Genomic DNA, 25986 nt, shown 5'->3' on the forward strand with positions numbered 1-25986 from the left:
GTGGGTCGCCAACCTGCTGCAAAACAGCCCCGCGGCGATGCGCGCCAGCAAGGACCTGCTGCGCGAAGTCGGCCACGGCGCGCTGACCCCGGCGCTGCGCCGCTATTGCGAAAACGCCATCGCACGGATTCGGGTCAGCGCCGAAGGCCAGGAGGGCTTGCGCGCTTTCCTGCAAAAACGCCCGCCGAGCTGGCAAGCGCAGGAGCCGCGTTCATGAGTACGTTGACCACCGTATTGGTAGCCAACCGCGGCGAGATTGCCTGCCGGGTAATGCGCACGGCGAAGGCCATGGGCCTGACCACTGTGGCCGTCCACAGCGCGATCGACCGGGACGCCCGGCACAGCCGCGAGGCCGATATCCGGGTCGACCTGGGCGGCAGCAAGGCCACCGAGAGTTACTTGCAAATCGACAAACTGATCGCCGCCGCCCAGGCCAGCGGCGCCCAGGCGATTCATCCGGGTTACGGGTTTCTGTCGGAAAACGCCGCCTTCGCCCGTGCGATAGAAGCCGCCGGTTTGATCTTCCTCGGTCCGCCCGCCTCGGCCATTGATGCCATGGGCAGCAAGTCAGCGGCCAAGACGCTGATGGAAGCAGCCGGAGTACCGCTGGTGCCGGGCTATCACGGCGAAGCCCAGGACCTCGACACCTTCCGCGACGCCTGCGCGCGCATCGGCTATCCGGTGCTGCTCAAGGCCACGGCCGGCGGCGGCGGCAAGGGCATGAAGGTGGTCGAGGACGTCAGCCAATTGGCCGAAGCCCTGGCCTCGGCCCAGCGTGAGGCGCTGTCATCCTTCGGCAATGGCCAGATGCTGGTGGAGAAATACCTGCTCAAGCCACGCCACGTGGAAATCCAGGTGTTTGCCGACCAGCATGGGCACTGCCTGTACCTCAATGAACGCGATTGCTCGATCCAGCGCCGCCATCAGAAAGTCGTCGAAGAAGCCCCCGCGCCCGGCTTGAGTGTCGAACAGCGTAAGGCCATGGGCGAAGCCGCCGTGCGCGCGGCCCAGGCCATCGGCTACGTGGGCGCGGGCACCGTGGAGTTTTTGCTGGATGCGCGCGGCGAATTCTTCTTCATGGAGATGAACACGCGGCTGCAAGTTGAGCATCCGGTGACCGAAGCGATTACCGGGCTGGACCTGGTGGCTTGGCAGATTCGCGTCGCCCAGGGCGAGGCGCTGCCGATCACGCAAGGGCAAGTGCCGCTGATTGGCCATGCGATTGAAGTACGGCTGTATGCCGAAGACCCGTCGAATGACTTCCTGCCCGCCACCGGGCAGCTGGCGCTGTACCGGGAATCGGCGCCTGGCCTAGGCCGCCGGGTGGACAGCGGTGTCGAGCAAGGCGACCACGTGTCGCCATTCTACGACCCGATGCTCGGCAAGCTGATTGCCTGGGGCGAAGACCGCGAACAGGCGCGCCTGCGTTTGCTGAGCATGCTTGATGAGTTTGCCGTCGGCGGGCTCAAGACCAACCTGGGCTTCCTTCGGCGGATTATCGGCCATCCGGCGTTCGCGGCGGCGGAGTTGGATACCGGGTTTATTCCGCGTTATCAGGATGAGTTGTTGCCGGCGCCCGGTGAACTGAGCGATGAGTTCTGGCAAGCCGCCGGTTCGGCGTTTATGCAGAGCCTGCCAGCGGGTGACGGGCCGTGGGCGGACAAGCGCGGGTTTCGTGCGGGGTTGCCTGCCGAGGTCTCGCTGCATTTGAGCTGCAATGGGCAGGACCGGCTGGTGACACTGAATCAGGCTGCGCCGCAGCTCAACGGCGAGCAGCTATGGATTGAACGCCAGGGTGTACGTCGCGCCCATCTGGCGGTTCGCAGCCAAGGCACGCTGTTTTTGCGCTGGGAGGGCGAGGTGCAGGGGGTCAGCCTGTTCGACCCGATTGCCGCGGTGGAAGCCAACCAGTCGCACCAGGGTGGCCTGACGGCGCCGATGAACGGCAGCATCGTACGCGTGCTGGTGGAGGTGGGCCAAAGCGTAGAGGCCGGCACGCAACTGGTGGTGCTGGAAGCGATGAAAATGGAACACAGCATCCGTGCGCCCCATGCCGGGGTGGTCAAGGCACTGTTCTGCCAGGAAGGCGAAATGGTTGCCGAAGGTTGCGCGTTGGTGGAACTCGAGGCGGCGCGCTAGAACTTCGCCGTGGCTTGGACGACAACGCCTAGAATGCGCCAATCATCGCTGAACAGCTGCTTTGGATAAGTGGGGTTGAGCGGCATCAGGTACAGCTGGCCGCTCTCTTCCATCAGTTGGCGAAAGGTCGCCTGGGGCTGCCCCGCCCATTGCGCGACGACCAGTTTGCCCGGCTCGGCGGCAATGGCCGGGTCGACCAGGATCATCATCCCGGCGCCGATGCTCAGCCCGCTCGGTGCGGTCATGGCATCGCCTGTAACCGGCAGCCAGAACGCGTTCCCCTGAGCGTGGTAATCGCTCAATTCGAAACGTGCTGCACCATATATCGCACGTTCTTCGCGCACTTCACACAGGCCTTTCCAGTCGCTGACCGGGTAACGGAAATACGGGTTGTAGTGTTTTCCAGATGGCTGCTCGTCCTCCACGCCGCGCTCGCGAATCTCCAGTAACACTTCCAGGTAGCCGAGCCCCAACGCCTCCAGCAACCGGTTCATGTCTTCCAGGCTCGGCACACGGCGTTTGTTGAGCCAATGGCCGACACCGCCCTGGGACATGCCCAGGCGTTCGGCCAATTGATCCTGCGTGACCTTGCGGTCTTTCATGTTGGCTTTGACCAACGCTATCCAGTTATCCATAGGGCCCGACAATACGTTGGGTATTTTTTCGGGCAATAAACAGTTTGTAGTAATCCATAAAACGACACAAATACGATACGTACTATCATCGGGCATAAGGTTTTCAACACCCACTCCAGAGTACCGCCCCGATGACGACGAGCCCGTATCTCCTGCCCGAACCCCCTCGAACTGATGACTTGCAAGACCTGCGCAGCAGCGGCGCGGCCCAGCGCGCATTGGACTTTTACTTGAAAGAAAATATGTCATCGCCCACCGCGGATGCGACCTTTTTTGCCATCAAGCCAGGCATCAGCCAGGAGGAAGCCCTGGTGCATGCCTCGGACCTGTTGCGCAGTGCGGCGGCGACGGCCTATGAATCAGCGAGCAGCCATCAGGGCAACAACCGGGACCTGGCGTTTTCAGTGGTGTATTTGATTGATATGGCGAAAGCGATGGTGGAGCGGTCGTTGCAAGCGCCGGAGGCTCAAGCGAACGTGTAAAAGGCGCAAAGGAAAAATATTTCTATCCCAGGGATAAAAACATTTGACTTGCAAATGATAATGATTATTATTGGACCCAGCTGATCGCGAGATCAGTCGATAAGCCAAGAGACCTTAGGTCGGACTCTTGGAATATCTCCTCATCAGGCTAATCACGGTTTTTGACCCGGCTCTTTGGCCGGGTCTTTTTTTTGCCAGTTTCCCTGGCATGGCTTCAGGCTAATGAAGACTGTATGTTGCTCGATGGCGCGCATGGTAGCAAAAGACCATCGCCAAAAGAAAGCCAGTCGAGCGCTCTGGCTCACATCTCTGGGAAATAGCGCTTGAGAATCAATCTCATAGATTCTAAGCTGCGGCGGCGTCATGGACGACGCCCCCCTCCCCCTCGCAACAATTTTGCATCCAGCCTTTACCAGACTCCTGTGTAAGATAGCCGCCACAACACTCATATTCAGGCAACCAGACTATGACCGTGGCCTTGACCTCCATCAAAATCAGCACCGACTTCGACAGCGGCAATATCCAGGTGCTCGACGCCAGCGATGCCTATCAGTTGTTGCTGGCGATCAAACCCGATACCCGCAGCCAACACTTCCAATGGTTTCACTTCAAGGCCGAAGGCATGCACGTGGGCCACACCCACACTTTCCGCCTGAGCAACGCGGGCAAATCTTCCTACAAGCACGCGTGGAGCGGCTACAACGCCGTGGCGTCCTACGACCATATCAACTGGTTTCGCGTGCCCTCGCGGTTTGACGGCGAGATTCTGCACATCAGCCTCGAAACCCGCGAGAAGCACGCCTGGTTTGCCTATTTCGAACCCTACAGCCGCGAGCGCCACGACAGGCTGATCGACCAGGCCCTGAACCGCGCCGGCGCCCAATTGCTGGCCACCGGTAAAAGTGTCGAAGGTCGCGACATCCAGCTGCTGCGCCGCGGCAAAGGTGGCGAAGGCCGACGCAAGGTCTGGATCATCGCCCAGCAGCACCCCGGTGAGCACATGGCCGAATGGTTTATGGAAGGCATCATTGAACGCCTGCAACAGGACGGCGACGCCGAACTGAAAAAGCTGCTGGCGGTGGCTGACCTGTACCTCGTGCCTAATATGAACCCGGACGGCGCCTTCCATGGGCACCTGCGCACCAACGCCATGGGTCAGGACCTCAACCGCGCCTGGCAGAGCGCCAGCCAGGAAATCAGCCCGGAAGTGCTGTTCGTGCAGCAGCAAATGCAGAAATACGGCGTCGACCTGTTCCTCGATATCCATGGCGACGAAGAAATTCCCTACGTATTCACCGCCGGCTGCGAAGGCAACCCGGGCTACACCCCACGCATCGAGGCACTGGAAAAACACTTCCGCAGCCACTTGAGCGCCCTCACCCGCGACTTCCAGACCACCCATGGCTACACCCGTGACCTGCCGGGCGAAGCCAATATGACCCTGGCCTGCAATGCGGTGGGTGAGAAATACGACTGCCTGTCCCTGACCCTGGAGATGCCGTTCAAGGACAACGACGACGCGCCCAACCCGAAAACCGGTTGGTCAGGTGAGCGCTCGAAACAGTTGGGCAAGGACGTCTTGAGCAGCGTGGCGGATATCGTCACAGTGCTGCGCTGACGCCCCTGCCGCCGGCATCAGTGCTTGGTGCCGGTCATGCTTTGCAGCACCCCATCGCGTCGGATCAACCCGTGGAACAACGCCGCCGCGAGGTGCAACAGCACCGTCAGGAACAACAGGTAGGCGAGGTAGCCATGGGCCTTGCGCAACAGCGCAAACAACGGCGCATTGGCCCCCACCAGCGCCGGCAGTTGCACCGAACTGCTGAGCATCACCGGGTCACCCGCCGCCGAAATCATCGCCCAACCCAGCAACGGCAAGACCAGCATCAAGGCATACAGCACGACGTGCGACGCCTTGGCGGCCAGCACTTGCCACAATGGCAGGTCGACAGGCAGTGGCGGTTGTCGGGTGGAAAAACGCACCACCAGCCGTACGAACACCAGCGCCAGGATCGCGATCCCCAGCGGTTTGTGCAGGTGAATCAGCCACTCGTGCCGTTCAGACACCGACGCCGCCATCCCCGCGCCAATGAACAGCATGGCGATGACCATCAGCGCCATCAGCCAATGCAGCAGGCGCGCCAGGGGTGCGAAAAACCGTGGTTGAGCATTCATGGCTTCGACTCCTGAGGGGCGCTGTGCAACGGGCTGACTTCACCGGCGCGACGTACGTATGAACTGGCATAAGCGGCTGATCGTGCGGCCAGCAACGGGTCATTCGAGGCCTGAATGCCACTGGGCAAAATCAGCGGGTCGAAGTTGATATCGCGGCAATCGCCGTCGGCCTGCGGCTGGCTGCTTTGCAGCACCAGGGTGCCGGCGTTGAGGGTTTTATGCTCGCCCGTCCAGGGTTTGCTGGCGTCGTCCAGCGGGTCGCCGGGGTTGGCCAGGGTCATGTTCAATTGCCAGCGCAGCGGCCCTGCGGCCAGGCGTTGCACCAGGTCTTTCTCGAGGAAGTCATTGCCGGCCGGCGCACTGTCGCCCGGCGCGTCCTGGCTTTGCGGCACCACGCCCCAGCGCACCGCCTGGCGCTTGCCATCGGCGCCCACCAGGTAAAACGCATTGATCCCGTTATAGGTCTCGGTGGCGTAGCTGGCCGAAGGCTTGGCGGTCTTGACCCAGGCGAGAAAGGCTGCAGTCTCGGGATGTGACGCAAAAAACGCTGGCATGTTCGCCGGGTTTGGCTTGCCGGTGGCCGGGTCTGGCGCGCCGGCCTTGAGCATCTGGTAAAACGCTTCGGGGGTGCCCACCGGGAACACCGGCATGCTGTTCATGCCGGTGCGCCACTGCTGGCCGTTGGCCTGAGTGAACTGCACGGCAAAACTGCGGATCGGCACGCTGCTGTCCGGCGCGTAAGGGTTGCCGCTGGGCAAGGCAAACCGGCCGATCAGCGGGGTCTTGGCCTCGCTGAACACCTGGGCACTGGAGTAGGCACGCGCCTCGGCGCTGCTTTCAAAATAACCGGCCACGCACACGCCCTTGGCGTGGTTGCGCCGGAAGCCCGGGTGCACGCCGTTGTTGGTTTCCAGGGCATTGACCAGGGTTTTCGGACGCAGACGTTGTGGGTCGAGGGTGCCGTTGACGTAGGCAAATGCCCCGGCAACAACGGCAACCACGGCGCCAATCCCCACGAGTCGCGCGATCAGGCTCGCAGTGCTCAGCGGAGGACGGGGCGGTGATGAGTGATCTACCATGAACAGACTCCAGGGCCACAGGCCAGGGGTGAAACATAAGGTCGGAGCATTAAGACGAACGCCGATCCGCTCTATTCCCCGGCCGTTTATTTATTTTCCAGGCAGGGAATAACCTTCAACGCCGGACGTCTCTCTAGTCCAAGCGTAGTGACCAGCCAGAAACCCATGCATGAACTCGACGAACAGTTACGTGAACTCATCCCCAGGCTGCGGCGTTTTGCCGTGTCCCTGACCCGTAACGCCAGCAGCGCCGACGACCTGGTGCAATCGACCCTGGAACGCGCGATCACGCGCTGGGCCGACAAACGCCTCGAAGGCGACCTGCGCGCGTGGCTGTTCTCGATCCTGTACCGGCAATTCCTCGATGCCCACCGCCGCTCCCGACGCTATGCGCGCATGCTCGAATTGTTCACCGGGCGCGATGATGCACAGCCATCGGTCGAACGCACGGTGATCGCGCAGTCGACCCTGCAAGCCTTCGATCAATTGAACACCGAACAGCGCGCGCTGCTGCTGTGGGTTTCCGTCGAAGGCCTGAGCTACAAGGAGGTGGCCGATATTCTCGATGTACCGGTCGGCACCGTGATGTCGCGCCTCTCCCGGGCGCGCCAAGCCCTGCGCCAACTCAGCGATGGTGAAATCGCCAGCCCTTCCCTGCGGATACTCAAATGATCAGCCTGCCCCCCAGCGAACGCGATTTGCATGCCTACGTCGATCATCAGCTTACGGAGAGTGATCGGCGCGCCCTCGACACCTGGCTGGCGGCGCACCCCGAGGTCGCGGCCCAGGTCCACACCTGGCAGCAGGACGCGCAGTTACTGCGCGCCGCGTTGGGCGGTGCGCTGCAACAGCCGACGAACCCGGCGCTCGACCCGGCATTGATTCGCCAGCGCATCAAGCACCAGTCGCGACGCCACTTCGCTACGGCAGCAGTGCTGCTGATTGCCGTCAGCCTAGGCGGCCTCGGTGGCTGGCACGCGCGTGAAGCCACGCAGCCGCCGATGCTGCCGATGGCAGATGCGATGCAGGCATTCCGGCTGTTTGCCCAGGACGGCATCATGCCCGCCGACTACAACGCCCAGGGCGGCGCCAGCATGCAGGCCTGGCTCGACCGCTACTTCAACCAGGCCCATCGCCTGCCCGACTTGAGTGCGGCGGGGTTCGCGCCGGTCAGCGGCCGCCTGCTCACCACCGACCAGGGCGCTGCGGCCATGGTGCTGTACCAGGACGCGCAAGGCCGGCGCATCAGTTTTTACATTCGCCCACCGGGCCCGGACAACGGCTTCCTGCCGCGTGGCAGCCGCAGCGCCGATGGCTTGCAGGCCCAATACTGGTCCGGCAGCGGCTACAACTACGCGGTGGTCAGCCCGACGGACCAACCCGCGCCGACGTTGATGACGTTCTAGAAGCCCACGTCGAGCACTACGTTGTCGATATACGTGCCGCCCGGCGGCGTGGCCTGGTCGGTATAGATTCTGGCGTTGTAGTTGAACACCTGGCTGCCGGTGCCCAAGCCATTGCCGGGGTTGACGTCGGCCGTGGCGCTGGCCCGCCGCGCTGCGCCGACGCTGCCCCAGCGCGTGGTGCCGGCGCTGACGAAAATGTCGTAGGCCAGATAGTTGCTACCGGAAATCATCTGCCGGCGCCCGCCCACACTCACCGGGTGCTGGCCGTCGCTGAGGCCGACCGTGTAGGCGCTGCCCTTGGTGCAATTGATGCTGGCCTGGCCGGTCACCGTGGCAAACCCGCTGACTACCGGCGCACTGCCAAAGGCGATGGGTGGCGTGGTGATCTGGCAGTCGTTGGTCACCAGCATGCTCACGGTCAGCGTGCTGGTGCCGCTGTTGGTGTCGCGCCCCAGGCAGATGCCGATCAGGTTGATGCCTGAGCAATAGTCCCAGTTCCACAGAATACTCAGGGTTTCGCTGTACAGGCCCGCAGCCACGTTGCTGCCGGTGAGGCTGCCAAAGTACAACGGCAAGGTCTTGGTGCCTGGCCCGAACACCAATCCATAGATCTGGGCAATGCCACCCGAGCCGCCAAAATCGAAGCGGGTGCCGCGCGTGATCGGGTACGTCGTGGAGTTATTCCCGTAAATGCTGTAGCCGATCACATCGCCAGTAGGCCCGACCATGCCGCCCTTGGCCGAGCCGGTGATGGTCGCGTAGAAATGGTCGCCCGAGCCCAATACCGAGAGCAGCAGCGGCGTGCAGCTCAGGCCGGCATTGGTGGTTGAGCTCGACTGGGCCGTGGTGCGCACCGTCATCGAACTCACCGAGCCAAAGCTCGCCGGCGTGGTTGCCAACGCGCTGCAGGCGGCCTGCACCTGCGCCGCGCCCCCCAGGCTCGCCACCACCAGCAGCCTCCACAGCCAATCCTTGACCCGCACACGCACACTCCTTATGTCATTGGCAAACCAGCGGCCCGATCATGGGCACTTGCTCCTGGGTAATATCCAGCTCGAACGTGGCCTGGCAGGTTTGTCCGCTGCCGACCGTGACTTGCAAGGTGTTATGCGTCGCCAGGTTTTCCAGGTACACCAGGCCATCCCAACCGACCACCGCCAAACCACCGCTCTGCTCATGCCGCACCTGGCTGCCCAGGGGCAGTTCCTGATGCTGGGCATCCACCAGCGTGATACTGGCGGCGATCACCCGGCGTACCGGAAATTCCAGCAAGTAGCCGCTGCCCCGGCGTACCGCCACGCGTTGCTCGACGTTGGGTACCTGCAGGTTGGACGGCAGGTTCAGCGGGTCGATCTCGTACTTGGCGCGGTAGTAGGCGCTGCTCCAGGGCACCAGCAGATGGCCGTTACGGTCGGTCTCGCCGACCACCTGGTTTTCGTAGCGCACCGGCACACCGGCAAAACCTTCGGTGCTGACCACCACAAACGCATCGTTGACCTGGTTGGCGGTAAAGAACTGCTTGTCCATCCATACCAATGAGCCGCTGGCATCCGCCCAACGGGTTTGCGCCTCGCGGGTGCCATACACGCCGGCCTGCAACTGCACCGACTGCAGGCGCCAGGTCAGGTCGGCCTGGCGATAGGCCGGGCCGTCGCCGCTGGCATAGCCCAGGTTGAAGCCCACGCCGCCGCCCGCCGGTACTGCGCGGCTGTAGTTGACCCGCTGTTGCACCTCGCCGGTTTTACTGCGCTCGCTGCCCAGGCTGAGGCTGCCGTAGACGTCAAACGGAATCACCAGTTGACCCTGTACAGCCCAGTTGCTGTCGCCGATCTCGCGGTTGGCCGACAGGTAAAAGCTGGTGTTGCGCCACAGCGATTTGCTCCACGTCAGGTTCAACAGGCGCGTGCGCGAGTCGTCCGCCGCCTGCACATCGAAATAACCCACGCCCAGGCTGCCAAAGTCATTCAGGTTCACGCTCAGCGTGGCCTGCTCGCTGCGCTTGCTGAGGCTGGCGTACGGCGTGTCGATCAGGGTCAGGTCGGCGTATTGATCACGCCGCTCAACCCGCTGGTACGAGAGGCTGTAACGCTGGCTGCTGTATTGATAACCGAGGCTCACCTGCTGGCCCGAGCCGCCGTCGAACTGGCTTTGGCTGACCGCCGTATTGAGCACGCCGAAGTTGCCCAGGCGCAGGTTGCCGCCCACGCCGCCGAGGGTCAGGTCGCTGGCCGCTTCGGCGTGGCCTTCGAGGGTGAACGCGTCCGACAGCCCGTAGCGAAAGGTGCCACTGGCCACACCCGCGCCGTAGCCAAAATCGCGGACGGTGTAGTCGCGGCGCAAATTACCGGCAGACACCGAAAAATCCGACAGGCCCTTTTGCAGCAGGGTGCTGGTGACGTAGAACGGCACCGTGGTCGAGACCTGCCGGCCGAGGGCATCGGTGGTGACCACCACCGCCTCGCCGGCACCGTTGATAAACGGCACGTTGGTCAGGGTGTAGGGGCCGGGCTGCAGATCGGCACTGCTGGATTTGTAGCCGTTGATGAACAGATCGACCGACGACGGCACCGCCGCCTCCCCGGCGAACTGCGGCAAGGGGTAGGTCACCAGGTCCGGACGCACGCCAAAGTCGCGGGATAGCTGGACGCCGCCCAGCCGCACCGAACTGCTCCACGGCAACGCACCGCTGATTACGTCGCCTGCTTCATAGGTCAGCAGGCGTTCATCGTCGGAAAAACGCCACGTGGTGTCGTAACGCCGATAACCATTGTTCAAACTGCTGCCCTGGGTTTCAGGGCCGAGGGTGGCGCGGTATTGACCGGTGTTGGTCACGGTGCCCCAGGTATCAAACAGGCGCACTTCGTTGAAGATGCCCAGGTAGGTGTCGCTGTCGTCGGTGTCATTGAGGTAGGCGTCATAGTTGAGCAAGGCGCCAAAGCTGGTCAGGGCCTGGGTGCGCGGGTAATTGCTGCGATCGCCGATAAACTGCTCCGGCAACCAGGCCGGGGGCACGTTCAGCAACAGGCGCTGGGCCTGGCTGTCGTAATCGGTGTGCAGGCCCGGCACTTTGTCCAGGTCGACTTCGGCAGACAGCTCCGCCGGCAGCTTCATGCCGACCTCCTGCAATACGCTCGCCGGCAGAAACAAACTCCCCGCCCGCTGGCTGACGGCAACCACCCGGCCGGTATCCTGTTGATTGACCACCAGCTCCAGGAACAACTGAGCATCGGCTACAGCCTCCATGCTGCTGGGCGGCGGCGGCAACGGCGCAGCCTCACCGAGTGGCGCAAGTACCAGGCCAGACAAGCCTCCCACTACCCATACCGTCTGCCATAGACCTCGAGCCTGATCCCGGCTCACCAAGGCATTGTGTCCTTCAATGGACATCTCCATCCGTTAAACCCAGGCGCTACTCCCTGCCCTGTCGCGCATCGCTATCGGCCGGGTGCAAGGTTCTCCACTTGCGTGGCGCCATTGACCCGAACCTGCAGCGGCTGGTCCGCAGGCAAACCGTCGGGCACTTGCCAGCGCATGGTCGCGCCCGGCAGCACATAGCCCATCAGGCCTTCCACCAGCGGGCGTGGCTGCCCGCCCTGCTTGAAGCTGGCATCGGTCAGCCGCGCGTGCACGGCGCCCTGGTTGTGCATTTCCACATAGTTGCGCCCGGCGACCGTGACCTTTTTCCAGCTCAGGTCCGGCTTGCCGGCGCTCTTCGGGTCACGCTCGCGGGTGGCGTCGACTTTGCTCCACAGGCCCGGCCCATAGGCAAACAACGGCACCGAATAGCGCATCTGAAAACGCACCGCCGCTGCTGTCTTACCGTCCGCCGGGGCGGCCACGGGCACCGCCGAGGGGATCTCGTCGATGATGATGCGATAGGCCAGCTCCCGGCCCGGCGGCACGTCCTTGGTGCGGGTGAGACGCACCAGTTGCTTCTGGCCGGGCTCGATCTTCGCCACGGGCGGGCTGCCGATCACATCGCGCTGGTTCTGGTATTGCTCGTCAAAGCCGCTCTGGCTCCACGCGAACACCCGGATCTGCAAGTTGGCGGTCTCGGTGCCACGGTTTTCCAGCCACAACGCACTGGCCTGTTGATCGGCCTCCAACACCGGGTCGATCGGCCAGATCAGCACTGAACTGGCCGCCTGCACCTGCCCCGCCAGCAACCCGCACACACACGCCACCCACCACCGCCGGGAAGCTGCAAACATAGGTCCCACTCCTTTTGCCAATCGCCTTACCACGTGAGCTGCACTTGCAGCGTGTCGCTGTATGTCCCCCCAGGCGTATTACCTGGCAGCTGTACCCGGCCGTAAATCGGCAGGGTGATGTTATTCGCGTTGCCGTACGCCACGCTGACACTCTGGCTGATGCCAATGCTCTGGCTCAGCGCCGCATTGCTGAAGAGCTGATAAGCCACCTTGGCCGTCCCGCTGTTGTGCTGCATACGGCGCCCGCCGCTGTTATACAAACCGCCGTCGACCGTCATGCTCAGCGCCACCCCCGGCGTGCATTGCAGCGTCACCGAACTGCTCAGCGCGACCGACTGCGTAGTGGTCGCCAGCGCCGAGTAACTGCCGAATGCCAGGCTGCCATAGTTGCTGCCGCCGCTCGCCACCAGGCAGCCCGGCGTGATCGTCGCACTGACCTGGAACGTCTGGCTGGTCACAGCCAGCAGTGACACCGGCAGCCCCCAGCCGACGCACACCGCCAGCGCTGCCCACCCTGCGCGTTTCATCGCGGTCAGAACGTCAGTGTCACGTTGACCGTGTCGGTGTAGGTGCCCGCCGGCAGCCCCGCCTTGCCGGAGGCCTTGCCGTAGATGTTCACGGCCTGGGCCACGCCGGTACTCGGCGCCAGGTTGATCACGCCGCCGATCGCCAGCAGGTTCGAATGGCCGCTGTCGGTGTAGAGGTCGTAAGGCACGTAGTTGGCAACCCCGTCATACAGCGCGCGTGCGCCGCCGGTGGACTTGCCGTCATTGGCACCGGCAGACACCGTCAGCGTCGGCGACGTACCTGCCGAGCACAGGATCGACAACGCGCCACCGCCGCCGCCCAGCACTTGGCCATCGGCTTCGGTGAACAGGCTGTTGGCGGTACCGAAATTCAACGCACCGAAGCTCATGCCCCCGGTGGCCGCCGCGCCGTTGACCTGGCAACTGCTGGTCAACACCAGGGTGGCAGTGACCGTGCCGGCCACCGTGGCCGCCTGCGACCCCGACACCCACGCCAACGCTACTAATGGAAAAACTGCTTTGGATACAAGTGCATGCATGGTTTTCATCCTCTTGAGTTACCAGTCCAGTGTCACCGTCAACGTGTCGGTGTAGATCCCTGCCGGTAAGGCACTGGTATTTGCCACGACGGTGCCGAATACCGGGATCGGTATCTGCGTCCCCCGAGTCACGACAAAATTGCGTTGCTGCCCGATGCTGTAGGCGCTGCGGCCCTGCGGGTCGGCCCACAGCGTGTAAGGAATCATCAGGCGCCCATTGCTCAGGCGCCGAGTGGTGCCATCGCCGTTGGCGCCGCCGTCAATGGTCACCGTGAAGCTGCTGACCACCGAGGGGTTGCAAGACACCGACAGCGACGCCTTGTTGCCGTCCGTGACGCCCGCGCCCAACGTGGTGTTCCAGGTCGGGCCCTGGCTGCCGAAGTCGAGCATGGCCGTGCCACCGGTGGGGGTCACGGGCGCGCTGTCATCAGCCTTGCTGACCTCGCAACTGGCGGTTATCACCAGGCGCGCGTGGATCTGCCCGGCGACGTCCGCCTGCGCGTCATCCGCCAGCAGCAACAGGCCACCCATGGCCACTAGAGCCAGGTAGCGGCTTACCATGTGACCGTGACCTTGAGCAGGTCGGAATAACGACCCACGGCGGGGATGTCTTTGAGCGGTTCGATTCGCCCATAGAGCGGCAGGTCGACGGTTCCGGAGTCCGGCACACGGCCGCTGAGGGGCACGTCGACCGGCAATGCGATACGCCGCGCGGCGTCGGCATAGAGACGGTAGGGAATGGGTTTGCTTGAAGGCGTGTCGGCGCTCAGGTAGCGGACTTCGCCGGTGCCACCGTGCAGGCCGCCGTCCACGCGCATCTGGTAGGGCGTATCGGGGTTGCACTCCAGGCGCGGCTGGCGCTGGCTGATCAACGCCGCACTCAAGGGCCCGGCCGGGTCGTCCAGACGCGGGCCGCTGCCAAAATCCAAGACGCCAAGCTGCTCGATGCCGGCACTGCGAACCGTGCCCACCAGCTGGCAACCCCGCTGCACATCGATCCTCACCTCCACCTGGAGCTGTGCACCGTAAGCCGTGCTGCAGAGCATCGTGCCCATGACTGCCAATACTGCTCGTCCCTTCACTGCCCCAAATCCTTGTACCGGGGTGACTGCTGTGTAGGAGGTTAGACACTCAGCGAGAAACTGCCAGTCTGGACAGGATTGCGTACGCATCATGCTTTTTCGAGATAGCGGGCGGACGCCTTCTCTATTGGTCAAACCGCACCGGGCGCCCTAAAGTAAGCGACCACCGCATTACAGAGTGACTCGCATTGGCCGCGCTTTCCCTGATCCGTCGCCTGCTCGGTAAAAAAACCGCGCCCCTCGACGACTCGCCCATCCCGATGTTCTTTCAGAAAAAAGCCGAACAGCACGGCTATACCCTCAGTGCCGGCCAGGCCCAGGCCATTGCTGCCATGGCCCGTGAAGCCCAGCACCTGCTCGCCGGCCAGCCCACCCGCAGCCTGTATTTGCATGGGCCGGTGGGGCGCGGCAAAAGCTGGCTGCTGGATGGATTTTTCCAGGCGCTGCCGGTGGCCGAGAAGCAACGCGTGCATTTCCACGATTTTTTTGCGCGCCTGCACCGAGGCATGTTCAAGCACCGCGCCCATGATGACGCCCTGGCCGTCACCCTCGACGAGCTGCTGGCCGGCTGCCGCGTGCTGTGTTTCGACGAGTTCCATGTGCACGATATCGGCGATGCGATGCTCATCAGCCGGCTGTTCAAGGCCTTGTTTGAACGGGGGGTATGGGTGCTGGTGACGTCCAATTATCCGCCCGCCGGGTTGTTGCCCAACCCGCTGTACCACGAGCGTTTCAAGCCGGTGATCGACCTGATCGCCGCGCGCATGGAGGTGCTCGAAGTCAGCTCGCCCCAGGACTTTCGCAGCCTGCCCCAGGCGCAAAGTTCACAGCGCTTCACCACCGGGCAGTATCTGTGGCCGGGTACGGCGGACCAGCGTGCGGCGCTCGGGCTGCCCGCCACGGATTGCCCGGCGCAGGTGCTGACGGTCGGCAATCGGCAACTGCAGTGCCGCGGCCATCAGGGGCGTCGCATCGCATTTACCTTCAATGACCTGTGCGAGCAACTCACCGCCGTCATGGACTACCTGCTGCTGTGCCAGGACTTCGACCACTGGATCATCGACGGCCTGCCGCACCTGGCGGACTGCCCGATTGCCGTGCAGCAGCGTTTCATCAACCTGGTGGACGTGCTGTACGACCAGGACAAGCACCTGATCCTGATCGGCGAGCAGCCCCTGGCCGAGTGCCTGGCCGGCCAGGCCATCGACCTGGCGCGCACCGCCAGCCGCCTGAACCAGTTGCAGCATCGGGCGCTCGACCCGGTATCATGAGCGCCATTTACGCCCCTTTGCCGAGTGACCGCGCCGTTCATGCATACCCTCGCCCAACTCAAGACCGGTCAATTGGCCGGCATCACGCGCCTGGACCTGTCCTGCGGGCTGACTGAGTTCCCGCCGGAAATCTTCGAGCTGGCCGACTCGCTGGAAATCCTCAACCTCAGCGGCAATGCGCTGAGCAGCCTGCCCGACGACCTGCACCGCCTGCCGCACCTGCGCGTGCTGTTCTGCTCGGACAACGCGTTTACCGAACTGCCGGCATGCCTGGGCCAGTGCGCGAAGCTGAGCATGATCGGCTTCAAGGCCAACCAGATCAGCCAAGTGCCCGCCGCCGCGCTGCCGCCGCTGTTGCGCTGGCTGATCCTGACCGATAACCGCATCCGCCAATTGCCCAGCGAATTGGGCGAGCGACCCTTGCTGCAAAAGCTGATGCTGGCCGGCAACCAGTTGGCCCAGCTGCCGCAAAGCCTGGCCAACTGCAAGCACCTGGAGCTGATTCGCATCGCCTCCAACCGCCTCACCCGCCTGCCGCAATGGCTGCTGGCGCTGCCGAGCCTGACCTGGCTGGCGTACGCCGGCAACCCGGTGGAGATGGCGGTGGACGTAGCCGCCGATGACGCCACGCCGGACATTCCCTGGCCGGAACTGGACCTGGGCGAAGTGCTGGGCGAAGGCGCTTCGGGGATCATCCGTAAAGCACTGTGGAAGCCGCAGGCGTTGCCTGTCGCGGTCAAACTCTACAAAGGCGAGATCACCAGCGACGGCTCACCGCTGCACGAAATGCAGGCCTGCATCGCCGCCGGGCTGCACCCCAATTTGATCAAGGTGCAAGGCCGCGTGGTCGGCCACCCCGAGGACCAGGCCGCGCTGGTCATGGACCTGATCGACCCGAGCTACCGCAACCTCGCCGCCCTGCCGAGCCTGGCCTCGTGCACGCGGGATATCTACGCGCCGGACACGCGTTTCAGCCTTGAGGTGGCCCTGCGCATGGCGCGCGGTATTGCCTCGGTGGCGGCGCACTTGCATCGGCACGGCATCACCCATGGTGACCTGTATGGCCACAATATTTTGTGGAATGCGGCGGGCGATTGCCTGCTGGGGGATTTTGGCGCGGCGTCGTTCCATGCCACGGCGGATAGCCTGCAGACGCGGGCGTTGCAGCGTATTGAAGTGCGTGCGTTCGGGGTGTTGCTGGGGGAGTTGTTGGAGCGGGTTGATACACCGGTGAGTGATGACCTGGTAGCGCTACAGGAAACTTGCTGTCAGCCCGACGTTCTGGCGCGACCGAGCTTCGAAGAGATCTCAACCCTGTTGAATCCTTCACACCACTAAACCAATGTGGGAGGGGGCTTCCCCCCTCCCACATTTGTTACCTTTACCCAGCTAAAAATCAGCCCGCCAGGCCGACAAACATATCCTGCACGTCATCATGGTTATCCAGGCCTTCCAGGAACGCCTCGACTTCAGCCATCTGCTCGTCGGTCAACCCGCTCACCGGGTTCTTCGCGATGTAACCCAGCTTGGCCGACAGCACGGTGAAGCCCTGTTCCGGCAGTGCTTTCTGCACCGCGTCGAGGTCGGTGGTTTCGGTGATGAACAGGCTGGTGCCTTCTTCTTCGCCTTCTTCGAAGTCCTGCGCGCCGGCTTCAATTGCGGCCATTTCCGGGTCGGCATCCGGGCTGTCCGGCGACGCTTCGATCAGGCCCACATGGTTGAAATCCCAGGCCACGGAGCCGGAAGCGCCGAGCTGGCCCTTGCGGAATGCCACGCGGATTTCGGCCACGGTGCGGTTGATGTTGTCGGTCACGCACTCGACGATCAGCGGCACTTGGTGCGGCGCAAAACCTTCGTAGGTCACGCGGTGGTATTGCACGGTTTCGCCGAGCAGACCGGCGCCCTTCTTGATCGCGCGTTCCAGGGTTTCCTTGGGCATCGAGGCCTTTTTGGCCTGCTCCACCACCAGACGCAGGTGGGCGTTGGTGGCGGTGTCGGCGCCGTTGCGCGCGGCGATAGTGATTTCTTTGACCAGCTTGCCGAAGATCTTGCCCTTGGCATTCGATGCCGCTTCTTTATGTTTGACTTTCCACTGTGCGCCCATGACTCACTCTCTTCTGTCCATCGCGCCGAGACGTCTACTGGCCGGCGCTTTGGGGGCAGAGTTTATAGCGCAAAAACACTCTAATCCACCAAAAAACCTTCACGGCGCCAGCTCGAAAAATGCCTGGATCAAACGCAGGGACCGACGCCGCTCCATACAGCCGAGCAGGTGTCGGTTGAGCAGCCCCTGGCCCTGAATCGCCACCGCCTGCACCCGTGGGTCCGGGCTGACCTCCATCGACGAGACCACGCCCACGCCCAATTCGGCGGCGACGGCCTCGGTCACCGCCTCACGGCTGTCGAGTTCCAGCAACACCCTGGGCTGCACGCCGGCGGCCATGCACGCCGCGTCAAAGGTGCGGCGGGTGGTGGAGCTGGGTTCGCGCAATACCATGATCACTTCGTTCAATTGCTCCAAGCGAATGCCCTCAGCCAGTTGCGCCCACGGGTGACTGGCCGGCACCAGGGCGCAGATCTGCGATTCGCCCAGCGCCTGCAAGTGCAGGCCATTGCGCGGCTCGACTTCGGTGAGTACCGCCACATCCGCGTGCTCGGACAACAGCGCGGCCAAGGTTTCCTGGGCATTGCCCAAGCGCAGGTTCACGGTAATCCCCGGGTAACGCGCCCGCAGGCTGGCGATCATTGGCATCACCAGGTGCGGGCCATCCGCCGCGACCTCCAGGCGCCCGGTCAACAGCTGCCGGTTGGCCTCCAGCATGGCCTGCGCCTCGTCCACCAGGCCGAAGATCGCCCGCGTGATCGCCGCCAGGCGTGCGCCCTCCTCGGTCAACTCGACCCGGCGCGCAGTGCGGTGCAGCAAGGGGATCTGGTAGTGCTCCTCCAGGGCCTTGATGTGCCCGGTCACCGCCGGCTGGCTGATAAACAGCCGCGCCGCCGCGCGGGTAAAGCTGCCCTCGCGGGCCACGGCATCGAATGCGCGCAGTTGGAACAGATTCATCGCTATCGGCCTCACTGATAGCTCGCATAACAACAAACAATTTGATTGATAACAAGCCAAACCGCAATTTAAGCGCCGTAGCTTCAACCCCCTGATGCCTTGCGAGAACTTGAGATGAGCACTGCCGCGCCGATCCTGCTGACCCCTGGCCCCTTGACCACATCGACCCGCACCCGTCAGGCAATGCTGGTGGACTGGGGCTCGTGGGATGACCGCTTCAACCAACTCACCGCGAGTGTCTGCGCGCAATTGCTGGCGATCCTCAATGGCGCCGAGAGCCACTACTGCGTGCCCTTGCAAGGCAGCGGCACCTTTGCCGTGGAGGCCGCCATCGGCACCCTGGTGCCGTGCAACGGCAAAGTGCTGGTGCTGATCAACGGCGCCTACGGCAAGCGCCTGGCGAAAATCTGCGACGTGCTCGGCCGCGATTTCAGCACCTTTGAAACCGCCGAAGACCGACCGACCACCGCCGCCGATGTGGACCGCCTGCTGCAAGCCGACCAGGCCATTACCCACGTCGCCTTGATTCACTGCGAGACCAGCACCGGCATTCTCAACCCGCTGCCGGACATCGCCCAGGTGGTTAAAAACCACGGCAAACGCCTGATCGTCGACGCCATGAGTTCCTTCGGCGCGTTGCCGATCGACGCCCGCGAAGTGCCGTTCGACGCGCTGATCGCCGCCTCGGGCAAATGCCTGGAAGGCGTGCCGGGCATGGGTTTCGTCTTCGCTGAAAAACAAGCGCTGGCCGCCGCCCAAGGCAACTGCCATTCGCTGGCGATGGACCTGTTCGACCAGCACAGCTACATGGCCAAGACCGGTCAATGGCGCTTCACCCCGCCCACCCACGTGGTCGCCGCCTTGCACGAAGCGCTGCTGCAATACCACGAAGAAGGCGGCCTGCCCGCGCGTCATCAACGCTACGCCGACAATTGCCAGGCCCTGCTCGACGGCATGGCCGAACTGGGCCTGCGCAGCTTCCTGCCGGCGGCGATCCAGGCCCCGATCATCGTGACCTTCCACGCCCCGCAAGACCCGCGCTACCAGTTCAAGGACTTCTACGAACGGGTCAAGGCCAAGGGTTTCATTCTGTACCCCGGCAAATTGACCCAGGTCGAAACCTTCCGCGTGGGCTGCATCGGCCACGTCGAGGCCAGCGGCATGCAAGCAGCGGTCAAGGCGATCGCCGACGTGCTGCAAGAGATGGAAGTGCTGGACATCTGATTGGCCCCCATTACCCACAGGACCTGAACCATGAACTATCAAAACCCCAACACCCTGCAGGCCGTTATCCTCGACTGGGCCGGTACCGTGGTCGACTTCGGCTCCTTTGCGCCTACGCAGATTTTTGTCGAGGCGTTCGCCGAATTCGATGTGCAGGTCTCTATCGAAGAAGCCCGTGGCCCGATGGGCATGGGCAAGTGGGACCACATCCGCACCCTGTGCAACCAGCCGCAAGTCGCCGAGCGCTACCGCAAGGCCTTCGGCCGCACGCCCACTGATGACGATGTGACCGCGATCTACCAGCGCTTCATGCCGTTGCAGATCGAGAAAATCGCCGAGCATTCGGCGCTGATCCCCGGCGCCCTCGACACCATCGCCCGCCTGCGCGTGCAGGGGGTCAAGATCGGTTCCTGCTCGGGCTACCCTAAGCAAGTGATGGACAAGGTCGTCGCCCTGGCCGCCACCCATGGCTACATCGCCGACCACGTGGTGGCCACCGACGAGGTGCCCAACGGCCGTCCATGGCCGGCCCAGGCGCTGGCCAACGTGATCGCGCTGGGCATTGATGATGTGGCGGCCTGCCTCAAGGTCGACGACACCGTGCCGGGCATTCTCGAAGGCCGCCGCGCGGGCATGTGGACCGTGGCGCTGACCTGCTCCGGCAATGCGCTCGGCCTGACTTACGAGCAGTTCCGCGCGCTGGACGGCGGCACCCTGAACAGCGAGCGCAAACGTATCGAAAAAATGTTCGAAGGCTCGCGCCCGCATTACCTCATCGACACCATTAACGAGCTGCCAGCCGTGATCGCCGACATCAACCAGCGCCTGGCGCGCGGGGAAATGCCGCAAAGCCATTGATAGACGTCAAAGCAACGGCAGTTACACCAGGCAAACCGCTCAAAATCGGCATACAGTTAAATCACTGCGTCGCCAAAGAACGCAATGAACTGTCTCTGTGGCGAGGGAGCTTGCTCCCGCTGGGGGGCGATGCGGCCCTGAAAAGAGGGCGGCTGCGCAGCCTGACGGGAGCAAGCTCTTTCACCACAGGTATGCCCTGATGAGTGAGGAAGAAAGCGATGCCGTGGAAAAACTCCGATACGCGCTACAGCACCATGTCGATCGCGCTGCACTGGTTGATGGTGGTGCTGCTGGCGGTGGTCTACGCCTGCATTGAGTTACGCGGCCAGTTCCCCAAAGGCAGCGGTGCGCGGACGCTGATCGTCGAAATGCACTTTATGTTCGGCCTCAGCGTGTTTGTACTGGTGTGGCTGCGCCTGTTTGCGCGCAGCCTGGGGGTGGCGCCGAAGATCGTACCGGCGCCGCCGCAATGGCAGAGCCTGTTGGCCACGCTGATGCACTTCGCGCTGTACGCGTTGATGATCGGCATGCCGATTGCGGGTTGGCTGATTGTCAGCGCCGAGGGGCATTCGGTGATGTTCTACGGCATGGAGCTGCCGCCGTTGATTGGCGAGAACAAGGACCTGGCCAAGCAGATCGAAGGCTGGCACGTGCTGTTCGGCAAGGTCGGTTACTGGCTGATCGGGCTGCATGCGCTGGCGGGGATTTTCCACCATTACGTGATGCGCGATAACACCGCGCTGCGCATGATGCCGGGCAAGCGGATCAACCTGTAAACCCCCGGCGACCCTGCAAGCCACCGGTATGGATAAAGATCAGCCGCGTGCCGGGGCTGAAACGCCCGGCCGCGATTTGTTGCTGCAGCGCCAGCAGCGCCTTGCCGGTATAGAGCGGCTCCAGCGGCAGGCCGCACTGCTGCTGCGTGTGTTCGATAAACCCGAGCAATTGCGCATCGACCTTGGCGAAGCCGCCACGGCTGGCGTCGAGCAGTTCATAGCCGCCCTGCACGATGGCCTGTACGTTTTGCCCGACACCATGGTCATCCGGCACCGCCATCGCAGCGTAGACCGGATGCGCACCCGCCTCGGCCAATGCCAACCCCGCCAACGTGGTGCCGGTGCCCGCCGCCAGCCACCAGCCGTGGTAATCGTCCCAGCCCAGGTTGCACAGCTGCGCACGGGCTTGCTCGACCAACACCGCGCAGCCCAACGCACCCGCCACGCCGCCTCCGCCTTCCGGCACGGGATGCAGCTCGGGATATTGCTCGCGCCACGGTAACCAGAAGTCCGGCGCATGCCGCGCGCGATAGCCGCCGTAGCCCAGCCAGTGCAGGGCCATGCCGAAGGTGTGCAGGTCGAGGACGGTGGGTGTGTCTTGAGGATGGCCACGCAACAGGCCGACCGTGGGGAAACCAAAGCGCTTGCCCGCCGCCGCCAGCGCGTGCAGGTGGTTGGAATGCGCCCCGCCCAGGCTGATGATGCCGCTGGCGCCCGCCTGGCGTGCCTGGGCCAGGTGCTCGGTGAGCTTGAACCACTTGTTGCCGCTGATCAGCGGGTCGATACGGTCCAGGCGCAGCACGGCCAACTCGACGCCGTTCAACCAGTCCAGGCTCAAGCGTTCAAGGGGTGCGTGGGGAAGCCAATCGAAGGGGCCCATCGGGAAGGGTCTGCCGGCAACAAGGGGCGGTAGTCTAGCACCGCCCCTTGTTGCGCATTACAGCTCGGCGGCGAGGCGCGAACCCTGGTTGATCGCGCGCTTGGCATCCAGCTCGGCGGCCACATCGGCGCCGCCGATCAGGTGCACGTTCTGCCCCGCAGCCACCAGGCCGTCGTGTAATTCGCGCAGCGGGTCTTGCCCGGCGCAGATGACAATGTTGTCCACCGCCAGCACCTGCGGCTCGCCCTCGGCGCCGATGCGGATATGCAGGCCTTCATCGTCGATCTTCAAGTATTCGACGCTGTTGAGCATTTGCACGCGCTTGTTTTTCAGGCCGGTGCGGTGGATCCAGCCGGTGGTCTTGCCCAGGCCGTCGCCGACCTTGGAAGCCTTGCGTTGCAGCAGGAACACCTCACGCGCAGGCGCATGCGGTTCGGGCTTGATCCCGGCCACACCGCCACGGGCTTGCAGCTGGGTGTCGATGCCCCACTCTTTCCAGAACGCATCGCGGTCCAGGCTGGTGGACACGCCCTGATGCACGAGGAATTCCGACACGTCGAAGCCGATACCACCGGCACCGATCACCGCCACGCGCTTGCCCACGGGTTTGCGTTCGAGGATCACGTCCAGGTAGCTCAGCACCTTGGCGTTATCTACGCCGGGAATCGCCGGGGTACGCGGCGCAATACCGGTGGCCAGGATGATCTCGTCATAGCCGCCCGCCGTCAGTTGCGCGACATCCACGCGGGTGTTGAGGCACAGCTCGACATGGGTGGTGTGCAATTTGCGCTGGAAGTAGCGCAGGGTTTCGAAGAACTCTTCCTTGCCCGGCACGCGCTTGGCGATGTTGAACTGGCCGCCGATTTCGCTGGCCGAATCGAACAGCGTGACCTGATGGCCACGCTCGGCCGCCACCGTCGCCGCCGCCAGGCCTGCCGGGCCGGCACCGACCACGGCGATTTTCTTGATCTGCTGGACCGGCAGGTAGTTGAGCTCGGTTTCGTAGCAGGCGCGCGGGTTGACCAGGCAGGTGGTCAGCTTGCCGCCGAAGGTATGGTCCAGGCAGGCCTGGTTGCAGCCGATGCAGGTGTTGATTTCATCGGCGCGGCCCTCAGCGGCCTTGTTGACGAATTCCGGGTCGGCGAGGAACGGCCGCGCCATGGAGACCATATCGGCATCGCCTCTGGCGAGGATCTGTTCGGCGATTTCCGGGGTGTTGATGCGGTTGGTGGTGATCAGCGGAATCTGCACCGCGCCGCGCAGCTTGGCGGTGACCTTGCTGAACGCGCCACGCGGCACCTTGGTAGCAATGGTCGGGATACGCGCTTCGTGCCAGCCGATACCGGTGTTGATGATCGTCGCACCGGCCTGCTCGATGGCTTTGGCCAACTGCACGATTTCTTCCCAGGTGCTGCCGCCCTCGACCAGGTCGAGCATCGACAGACGGAAGATAATAATGAAATTCGGCCCCACCGCTTCACGCACGCGGCGCACGATCTCTACCGCCAGGCGCATGCGGTTCTCGTAGCTGCCACCCCAACGGTCAGTGCGATGGTTGGTGTGGGCGGCCAGGAACTGGTTAATGAAGTAACCTTCGGAGCCCATGATTTCCACGCCGTCGTACTCGGCGACCTGGGCCAGCAGCGAGCAGGTGACAAAATCCTGGATCTGCTTTTCGATGCCGTCCTCGTCCAGCTCTTTAGGCTTGAACGGGTTGATCGGCGCCTGGATCGGGCTCGGCGCAACTTGCTTGGGGCTGTAGGCATAACGGCCGGCGTGGAGGATCTGCATGCAGATCTTGCCGCCTGCCGCGTGCACGGCCTGGGTCACGATCTTATGCTTCTGCGCTTCTTCGTCGGTGGTCAGCTTGGCCGCGCCGTCGTACACGCCCCCCTCAACATTCGGGCCAATGCCGCCGGTAACCATCAGGCCCACGCCGCCACGCGCACGCTCGGCAAAATAGGCGGCCATGCGCTCGAAACCACCGGGTTTCTCTTCCAGGCCCGTGTGCATCGAGCCCATCAGGGTGCGATTGCGCAGCGTGGTAAAACCCAGGTCCAACGGGGCCAGCAGGTGCGGATAGGCAGCAGCGGTCATGGTACAGCTCCACAACGGATCATCACGGGACGTGGCAGGCTCGAACGGCCTGCCATCGGTTTATGCCCTACAGCCTAAGAGGCGATGGATGACGGCTCAATGACTGAAACTGACAAGTTATTGATCCAAATGCACAGCGCCCCTTGGCAAGCCGTTGCATGGGCCCTACCCTAGACGGCGAACCCAGCACACGGTCTGTTGTCTGTTGCCCCATGCGTAAACTTCTAGCTTTTACCGTCACCATGGCCCTGGTTGCCGCTATCGCCGCGTATCTGGTCTGGACCCAGGAGCGCCCTGTGGCGCATTACCTGTCCGACCTGCGCATCACCCTCGCCGTGAATGAAGGCCTGCCAGCCGATCGCGGCAACCTGCTGGGCATCCAGCCGGAGCTGTTTCCCGCCGACTACCAGAGCCTCGAACGCCTGCATTTGAAACTCTCGGCCTACCTGCAAAAAGCCCGGGACCAGGGGCTGATCAACGACAAGACCATCGTGGTGCTGCCCGAGCATATCGGCACCTGGCTGATGCTCACCGGCGAAAAAAATGAGGTGTACCAGGCGTTGCATGTGAAAGATGCGATGAACTGGCTGTCGCTCAGCAACCCGCTGCTGTTTGCCCGCGCCTGGATCAGCGCCACCGGCGAAAGCCGCACCGACGACGCCTACCTGCGGATGAAGGCCACGAGCATGGCGCGGGACTATCAGGTGCTGTTCGGCGGGCTGGCCAAGGAGTTTGGCGTGACCCTGGTCGCCGGCTCCATCGCGCTGCCCAACCCGAGTGTCAGCCAGGGCCAGCTGCAGGTCGGCCATGGCGCTTTGTACAATGCCAGCGTGGTGTTTGACGCCGACGGTTTGCCGATCGGCGACCCTCAGCGCCAGCTCTACCCGATCTACGATGAACGCGGCTTTATCCAGCCGGGCGATGAAAATATGGTCAGCGTGGTCGACACGCCGGCCGGCCGCCTCGGCGTGCTGGTGGGCAGCGACAGCTGGTACCCGGACAACTACCGCAAACTCAACGAGCAAGGCGCGCAACTGGTCGCGGTGCCGGCCTTTGTATTGGGTCGCGATACCTGGGACCGGCCATGGCGCGGCTTCAAAAGCGTGTCCACGCCAACGGAAATCAGCCTCAAGCCCGAAGAGCTCAGCGAAGGTGAAGCATGGCGGCGCCTGACCCTGATCAGCCAACAACCGGTCAGCACGGCGACTGCCGGCATGAGCGTGTTCCTGCGTGGGCAGTTCTGGGACCTGGGCACCGCCGGGCATAGCTTCCTTAGCGGCAACGGGCAGATCAGCGCCGATGGCGAGTCGCGTGGCGCGCGCCTGCTGAATATCTGGCTGTAACGCCGTGAAGCCGGTGCGACTGGGGGATCTGTCGGTGGGCTTCGTGCACACCTTGGCGGATGCCATCCACAGCCACGGCCTGGACCCGCAACCGCTGCTGCTGCAATACGGCCTCGACTCGGCGCGACTGGCCGAGGCGGGTGCGCGCTTGTCGATCCCGCGCTATATGCGCCTGGGCCACGCGGCCATCCAACTGACCGG

At 63.4% G+C, this 25986-nt stretch carries 27 protein-coding genes and 1 pseudogene; 13 read left to right on the forward strand and 15 right to left on the reverse strand.

The genetic code is table 11. From position 1 onward, the window contains the following. Together WBR57_RS24625 and WBR57_RS24630 are read left to right on the forward strand one after the other, a co-directional pair. Positions 1–217 (forward strand): annotated as a pseudogene (locus WBR57_RS24625) (gamma-carboxygeranoyl-CoA hydratase); the annotation flags it as partial. After that, positions 214–2139 carry an acetyl/propionyl/methylcrotonyl-CoA carboxylase subunit alpha gene (locus tag WBR57_RS24630; protein WP_424087459.1) on the forward strand — a complete coding sequence of 642 codons (1926 nt, stop codon included), beginning with the start codon at positions 214–216 and terminating at the stop codon, positions 2137–2139. The pseudogene WBR57_RS24625 and the gene WBR57_RS24630, both read left to right, overlap by 4 nt. Here the strand turns inward: WBR57_RS24630 and WBR57_RS24635 are convergent. Beyond that, on the reverse strand, positions 2136–2774 hold the full coding sequence (locus tag WBR57_RS24635) for a LexA family protein (RefSeq protein WP_424087461.1): 639 nt from the start codon (positions 2772–2774) through the stop codon (positions 2136–2138). The two genes, WBR57_RS24630 and WBR57_RS24635, sit on opposite strands and share 4 nt — an antisense overlap. 131 nt (positions 2775–2905) lie before the next feature. Here WBR57_RS24635 and WBR57_RS24640 point away from each other — a divergent pair, with 131 nt between their 5' ends. Beyond that, entirely contained in the window at positions 2906–3256 is a 351-nt protein-coding gene (locus WBR57_RS24640; protein WP_424087463.1) for a DUF6124 family protein, read from the forward strand. A 152-nt stretch (positions 3257–3408) separates the two neighbouring features. On the opposite strand, the gene WBR57_RS24645 is transcribed toward WBR57_RS24640, so the two are convergent. Continuing rightward, positions 3409–3621, reverse strand: coding sequence for a hypothetical protein (locus tag WBR57_RS24645; RefSeq protein ID WP_424087465.1), 213 nt, complete (start codon positions 3619–3621; stop codon positions 3409–3411). 101 nt (positions 3622–3722) lie between these two features. Here WBR57_RS24645 and WBR57_RS24650 point away from each other — a divergent pair, with 101 nt between their 5' ends. Further along, entirely contained in the window at positions 3723–4874 is a 1152-nt protein-coding gene (locus WBR57_RS24650; protein WP_424087467.1) for a M14 family metallopeptidase, read from the forward strand. A gap of 17 nt (positions 4875–4891) precedes the next feature. Here the strand turns inward: WBR57_RS24650 and WBR57_RS24655 are convergent, their stop codons facing one another. Continuing rightward, on the reverse strand, positions 4892–5431 hold the full coding sequence (locus WBR57_RS24655; RefSeq protein ID WP_424087469.1) for a cytochrome b: 540 nt from the start codon (positions 5429–5431) through the stop codon (positions 4892–4894). Then, a complete protein-coding gene (locus WBR57_RS24660; protein ID WP_424087471.1) occupies positions 5428–6510 on the reverse strand; it encodes a catalase family peroxidase in 1083 nt (360 codons plus the stop codon). The genes WBR57_RS24655 and WBR57_RS24660 overlap by 4 nt, the downstream gene beginning before the upstream one ends. A gap of 165 nt (positions 6511–6675) precedes the next feature. On the opposite strand from WBR57_RS24660, the gene WBR57_RS24665 reads away from it, so the two are divergent. Beyond that, positions 6676–7182, forward strand: a complete 507-nt coding sequence (locus WBR57_RS24665; RefSeq protein WP_424087473.1) for a sigma-70 family RNA polymerase sigma factor — start codon at positions 6676–6678, stop codon at positions 7180–7182. After that, positions 7179–7916, forward strand: a complete 738-nt coding sequence (locus WBR57_RS24670; protein ID WP_424087475.1) for an anti-sigma factor family protein — start codon at positions 7179–7181, stop codon at positions 7914–7916. Before WBR57_RS24665 ends, WBR57_RS24670 begins: the two co-directional genes overlap by 4 nt. On the opposite strand, the gene WBR57_RS24675 is transcribed toward WBR57_RS24670, so the two are convergent. Genes WBR57_RS24675 through WBR57_RS24705 form a run of 7 tightly spaced genes read right to left on the reverse strand, consistent with a single transcriptional unit; the run spans position 7913 to position 14248 of the window. Next, positions 7913–8905, reverse strand: coding sequence for a Csu type fimbrial protein (locus WBR57_RS24675; protein ID WP_424087477.1), 993 nt, complete (start codon positions 8903–8905; stop codon positions 7913–7915). The genes WBR57_RS24670 and WBR57_RS24675 overlap by 4 nt on opposite strands. Positions 8906–8915: 10 nt before the next feature. Then, on the reverse strand, positions 8916–11309 hold the full coding sequence (locus WBR57_RS24680; RefSeq protein WP_424087479.1) for a fimbria/pilus outer membrane usher protein: 2394 nt from the start codon (positions 11307–11309) through the stop codon (positions 8916–8918). A gap of 41 nt (positions 11310–11350) precedes the next feature. Then, positions 11351–12127, reverse strand: coding sequence for a fimbrial biogenesis chaperone (locus WBR57_RS24685; protein WP_424087481.1), 777 nt, complete (start codon positions 12125–12127; stop codon positions 11351–11353). A gap of 26 nt (positions 12128–12153) precedes the next feature. Beyond that, positions 12154–12654, reverse strand: coding sequence for a Csu type fimbrial protein (locus tag WBR57_RS24690; protein WP_424087483.1), 501 nt, complete (start codon positions 12652–12654; stop codon positions 12154–12156). Between the two features lie 5 nt (positions 12655–12659). After that, on the reverse strand, positions 12660–13193 hold the full coding sequence (locus WBR57_RS24695) for a Csu type fimbrial protein (protein ID WP_424087485.1): 534 nt from the start codon (positions 13191–13193) through the stop codon (positions 12660–12662). Between the two features lie 18 nt (positions 13194–13211). After that, complete coding sequence (locus WBR57_RS24700) at positions 13212–13754, reverse strand: Csu type fimbrial protein (RefSeq protein ID WP_424087487.1); 543 nt, start codon at positions 13752–13754, stop codon at positions 13212–13214. Further along, positions 13748–14248 carry a Csu type fimbrial protein gene (locus WBR57_RS24705; RefSeq protein WP_424087512.1) on the reverse strand — a complete coding sequence of 167 codons (501 nt, stop codon included), beginning with the start codon at positions 14246–14248 and terminating at the stop codon, positions 13748–13750. Before WBR57_RS24705 ends, WBR57_RS24700 begins: the two co-directional genes overlap by 7 nt. Before the next feature lie 215 nt (positions 14249–14463). On the opposite strand from WBR57_RS24705, the gene zapE reads away from it, so the two are divergent. Continuing rightward, entirely contained in the window at positions 14464–15546 is a 1083-nt protein-coding gene (gene zapE, locus WBR57_RS24710) for a cell division protein ZapE (protein WP_424087490.1), read from the forward strand. 39 nt (positions 15547–15585) lie between these two features. After that, positions 15586–16884, forward strand: a complete 1299-nt coding sequence (locus WBR57_RS24715; protein ID WP_424087492.1) for a protein kinase — start codon at positions 15586–15588, stop codon at positions 16882–16884. Positions 16885–16942: 58 nt separating this feature from the next. Here the strand turns inward: WBR57_RS24715 and WBR57_RS24720 are convergent, their stop codons facing one another. Together WBR57_RS24720 and WBR57_RS24725 are read right to left on the reverse strand one after the other, a co-directional pair. After that, complete coding sequence (locus tag WBR57_RS24720) at positions 16943–17650, reverse strand: YebC/PmpR family DNA-binding transcriptional regulator (protein WP_424087494.1); 708 nt, start codon at positions 17648–17650, stop codon at positions 16943–16945. A 99-nt stretch (positions 17651–17749) separates the two neighbouring features. Continuing rightward, positions 17750–18607 carry a LysR substrate-binding domain-containing protein gene (locus tag WBR57_RS24725; protein ID WP_424087496.1) on the reverse strand — a complete coding sequence of 286 codons (858 nt, stop codon included), beginning with the start codon at positions 18605–18607 and terminating at the stop codon, positions 17750–17752. Positions 18608–18721: 114 nt separating this feature from the next. Here WBR57_RS24725 and WBR57_RS24730 point away from each other — a divergent pair, with 114 nt between their 5' ends. The 3 genes from WBR57_RS24730 (at position 18722) to WBR57_RS24740 (ending at position 21465) form a co-directional block, all read left to right on the forward strand. Then, positions 18722–19831, forward strand: coding sequence for a 2-aminoethylphosphonate--pyruvate transaminase (locus tag WBR57_RS24730; protein WP_424087498.1), 1110 nt, complete (start codon positions 18722–18724; stop codon positions 19829–19831). Between the two features lie 30 nt (positions 19832–19861). Beyond that, positions 19862–20689 carry a phosphonoacetaldehyde hydrolase gene (phnX, locus tag WBR57_RS24735; RefSeq protein WP_424087500.1) on the forward strand — a complete coding sequence of 276 codons (828 nt, stop codon included), beginning with the start codon at positions 19862–19864 and terminating at the stop codon, positions 20687–20689. A gap of 218 nt (positions 20690–20907) precedes the next feature. Further along, on the forward strand, positions 20908–21465 hold the full coding sequence (locus WBR57_RS24740) for a cytochrome b (RefSeq protein ID WP_424087502.1): 558 nt from the start codon (positions 20908–20910) through the stop codon (positions 21463–21465). Here the strand turns inward: WBR57_RS24740 and WBR57_RS24745 are convergent. Further along, entirely contained in the window at positions 21455–22345 is an 891-nt protein-coding gene (locus WBR57_RS24745) for a 1-aminocyclopropane-1-carboxylate deaminase/D-cysteine desulfhydrase (RefSeq protein WP_424087504.1), read from the reverse strand. The two genes, WBR57_RS24740 and WBR57_RS24745, sit on opposite strands and share 11 nt — an antisense overlap. A 57-nt stretch (positions 22346–22402) precedes the next feature. After that, positions 22403–24442 (reverse strand): FAD-dependent oxidoreductase, encoded by a 2040-nt coding sequence (locus WBR57_RS24750; RefSeq protein ID WP_424087506.1) that lies wholly within the window; start codon positions 24440–24442, stop codon positions 22403–22405. Between the two features lie 212 nt (positions 24443–24654). Here WBR57_RS24750 and WBR57_RS24755 point away from each other — a divergent pair, with 212 nt between their 5' ends. Both WBR57_RS24755 and WBR57_RS24760 read left to right on the forward strand, forming a co-directional pair. Continuing rightward, positions 24655–25785 (forward strand): carbon-nitrogen hydrolase family protein, encoded by a 1131-nt coding sequence (locus tag WBR57_RS24755; protein WP_424087508.1) that lies wholly within the window; start codon positions 24655–24657, stop codon positions 25783–25785. A gap of 4 nt (positions 25786–25789) precedes the next feature. Next, the coding region (locus WBR57_RS24760; RefSeq protein ID WP_424087510.1) for an AraC family transcriptional regulator ligand-binding domain-containing protein at positions 25790–25986 on the forward strand (197 nt) is incomplete at its 3' end.

It is taken from the genome of Pseudomonas sp. (assembly GCF_049590575.1).
GTDB lineage: Bacteria > Pseudomonadota > Gammaproteobacteria > Pseudomonadales > Pseudomonadaceae > Aquipseudomonas.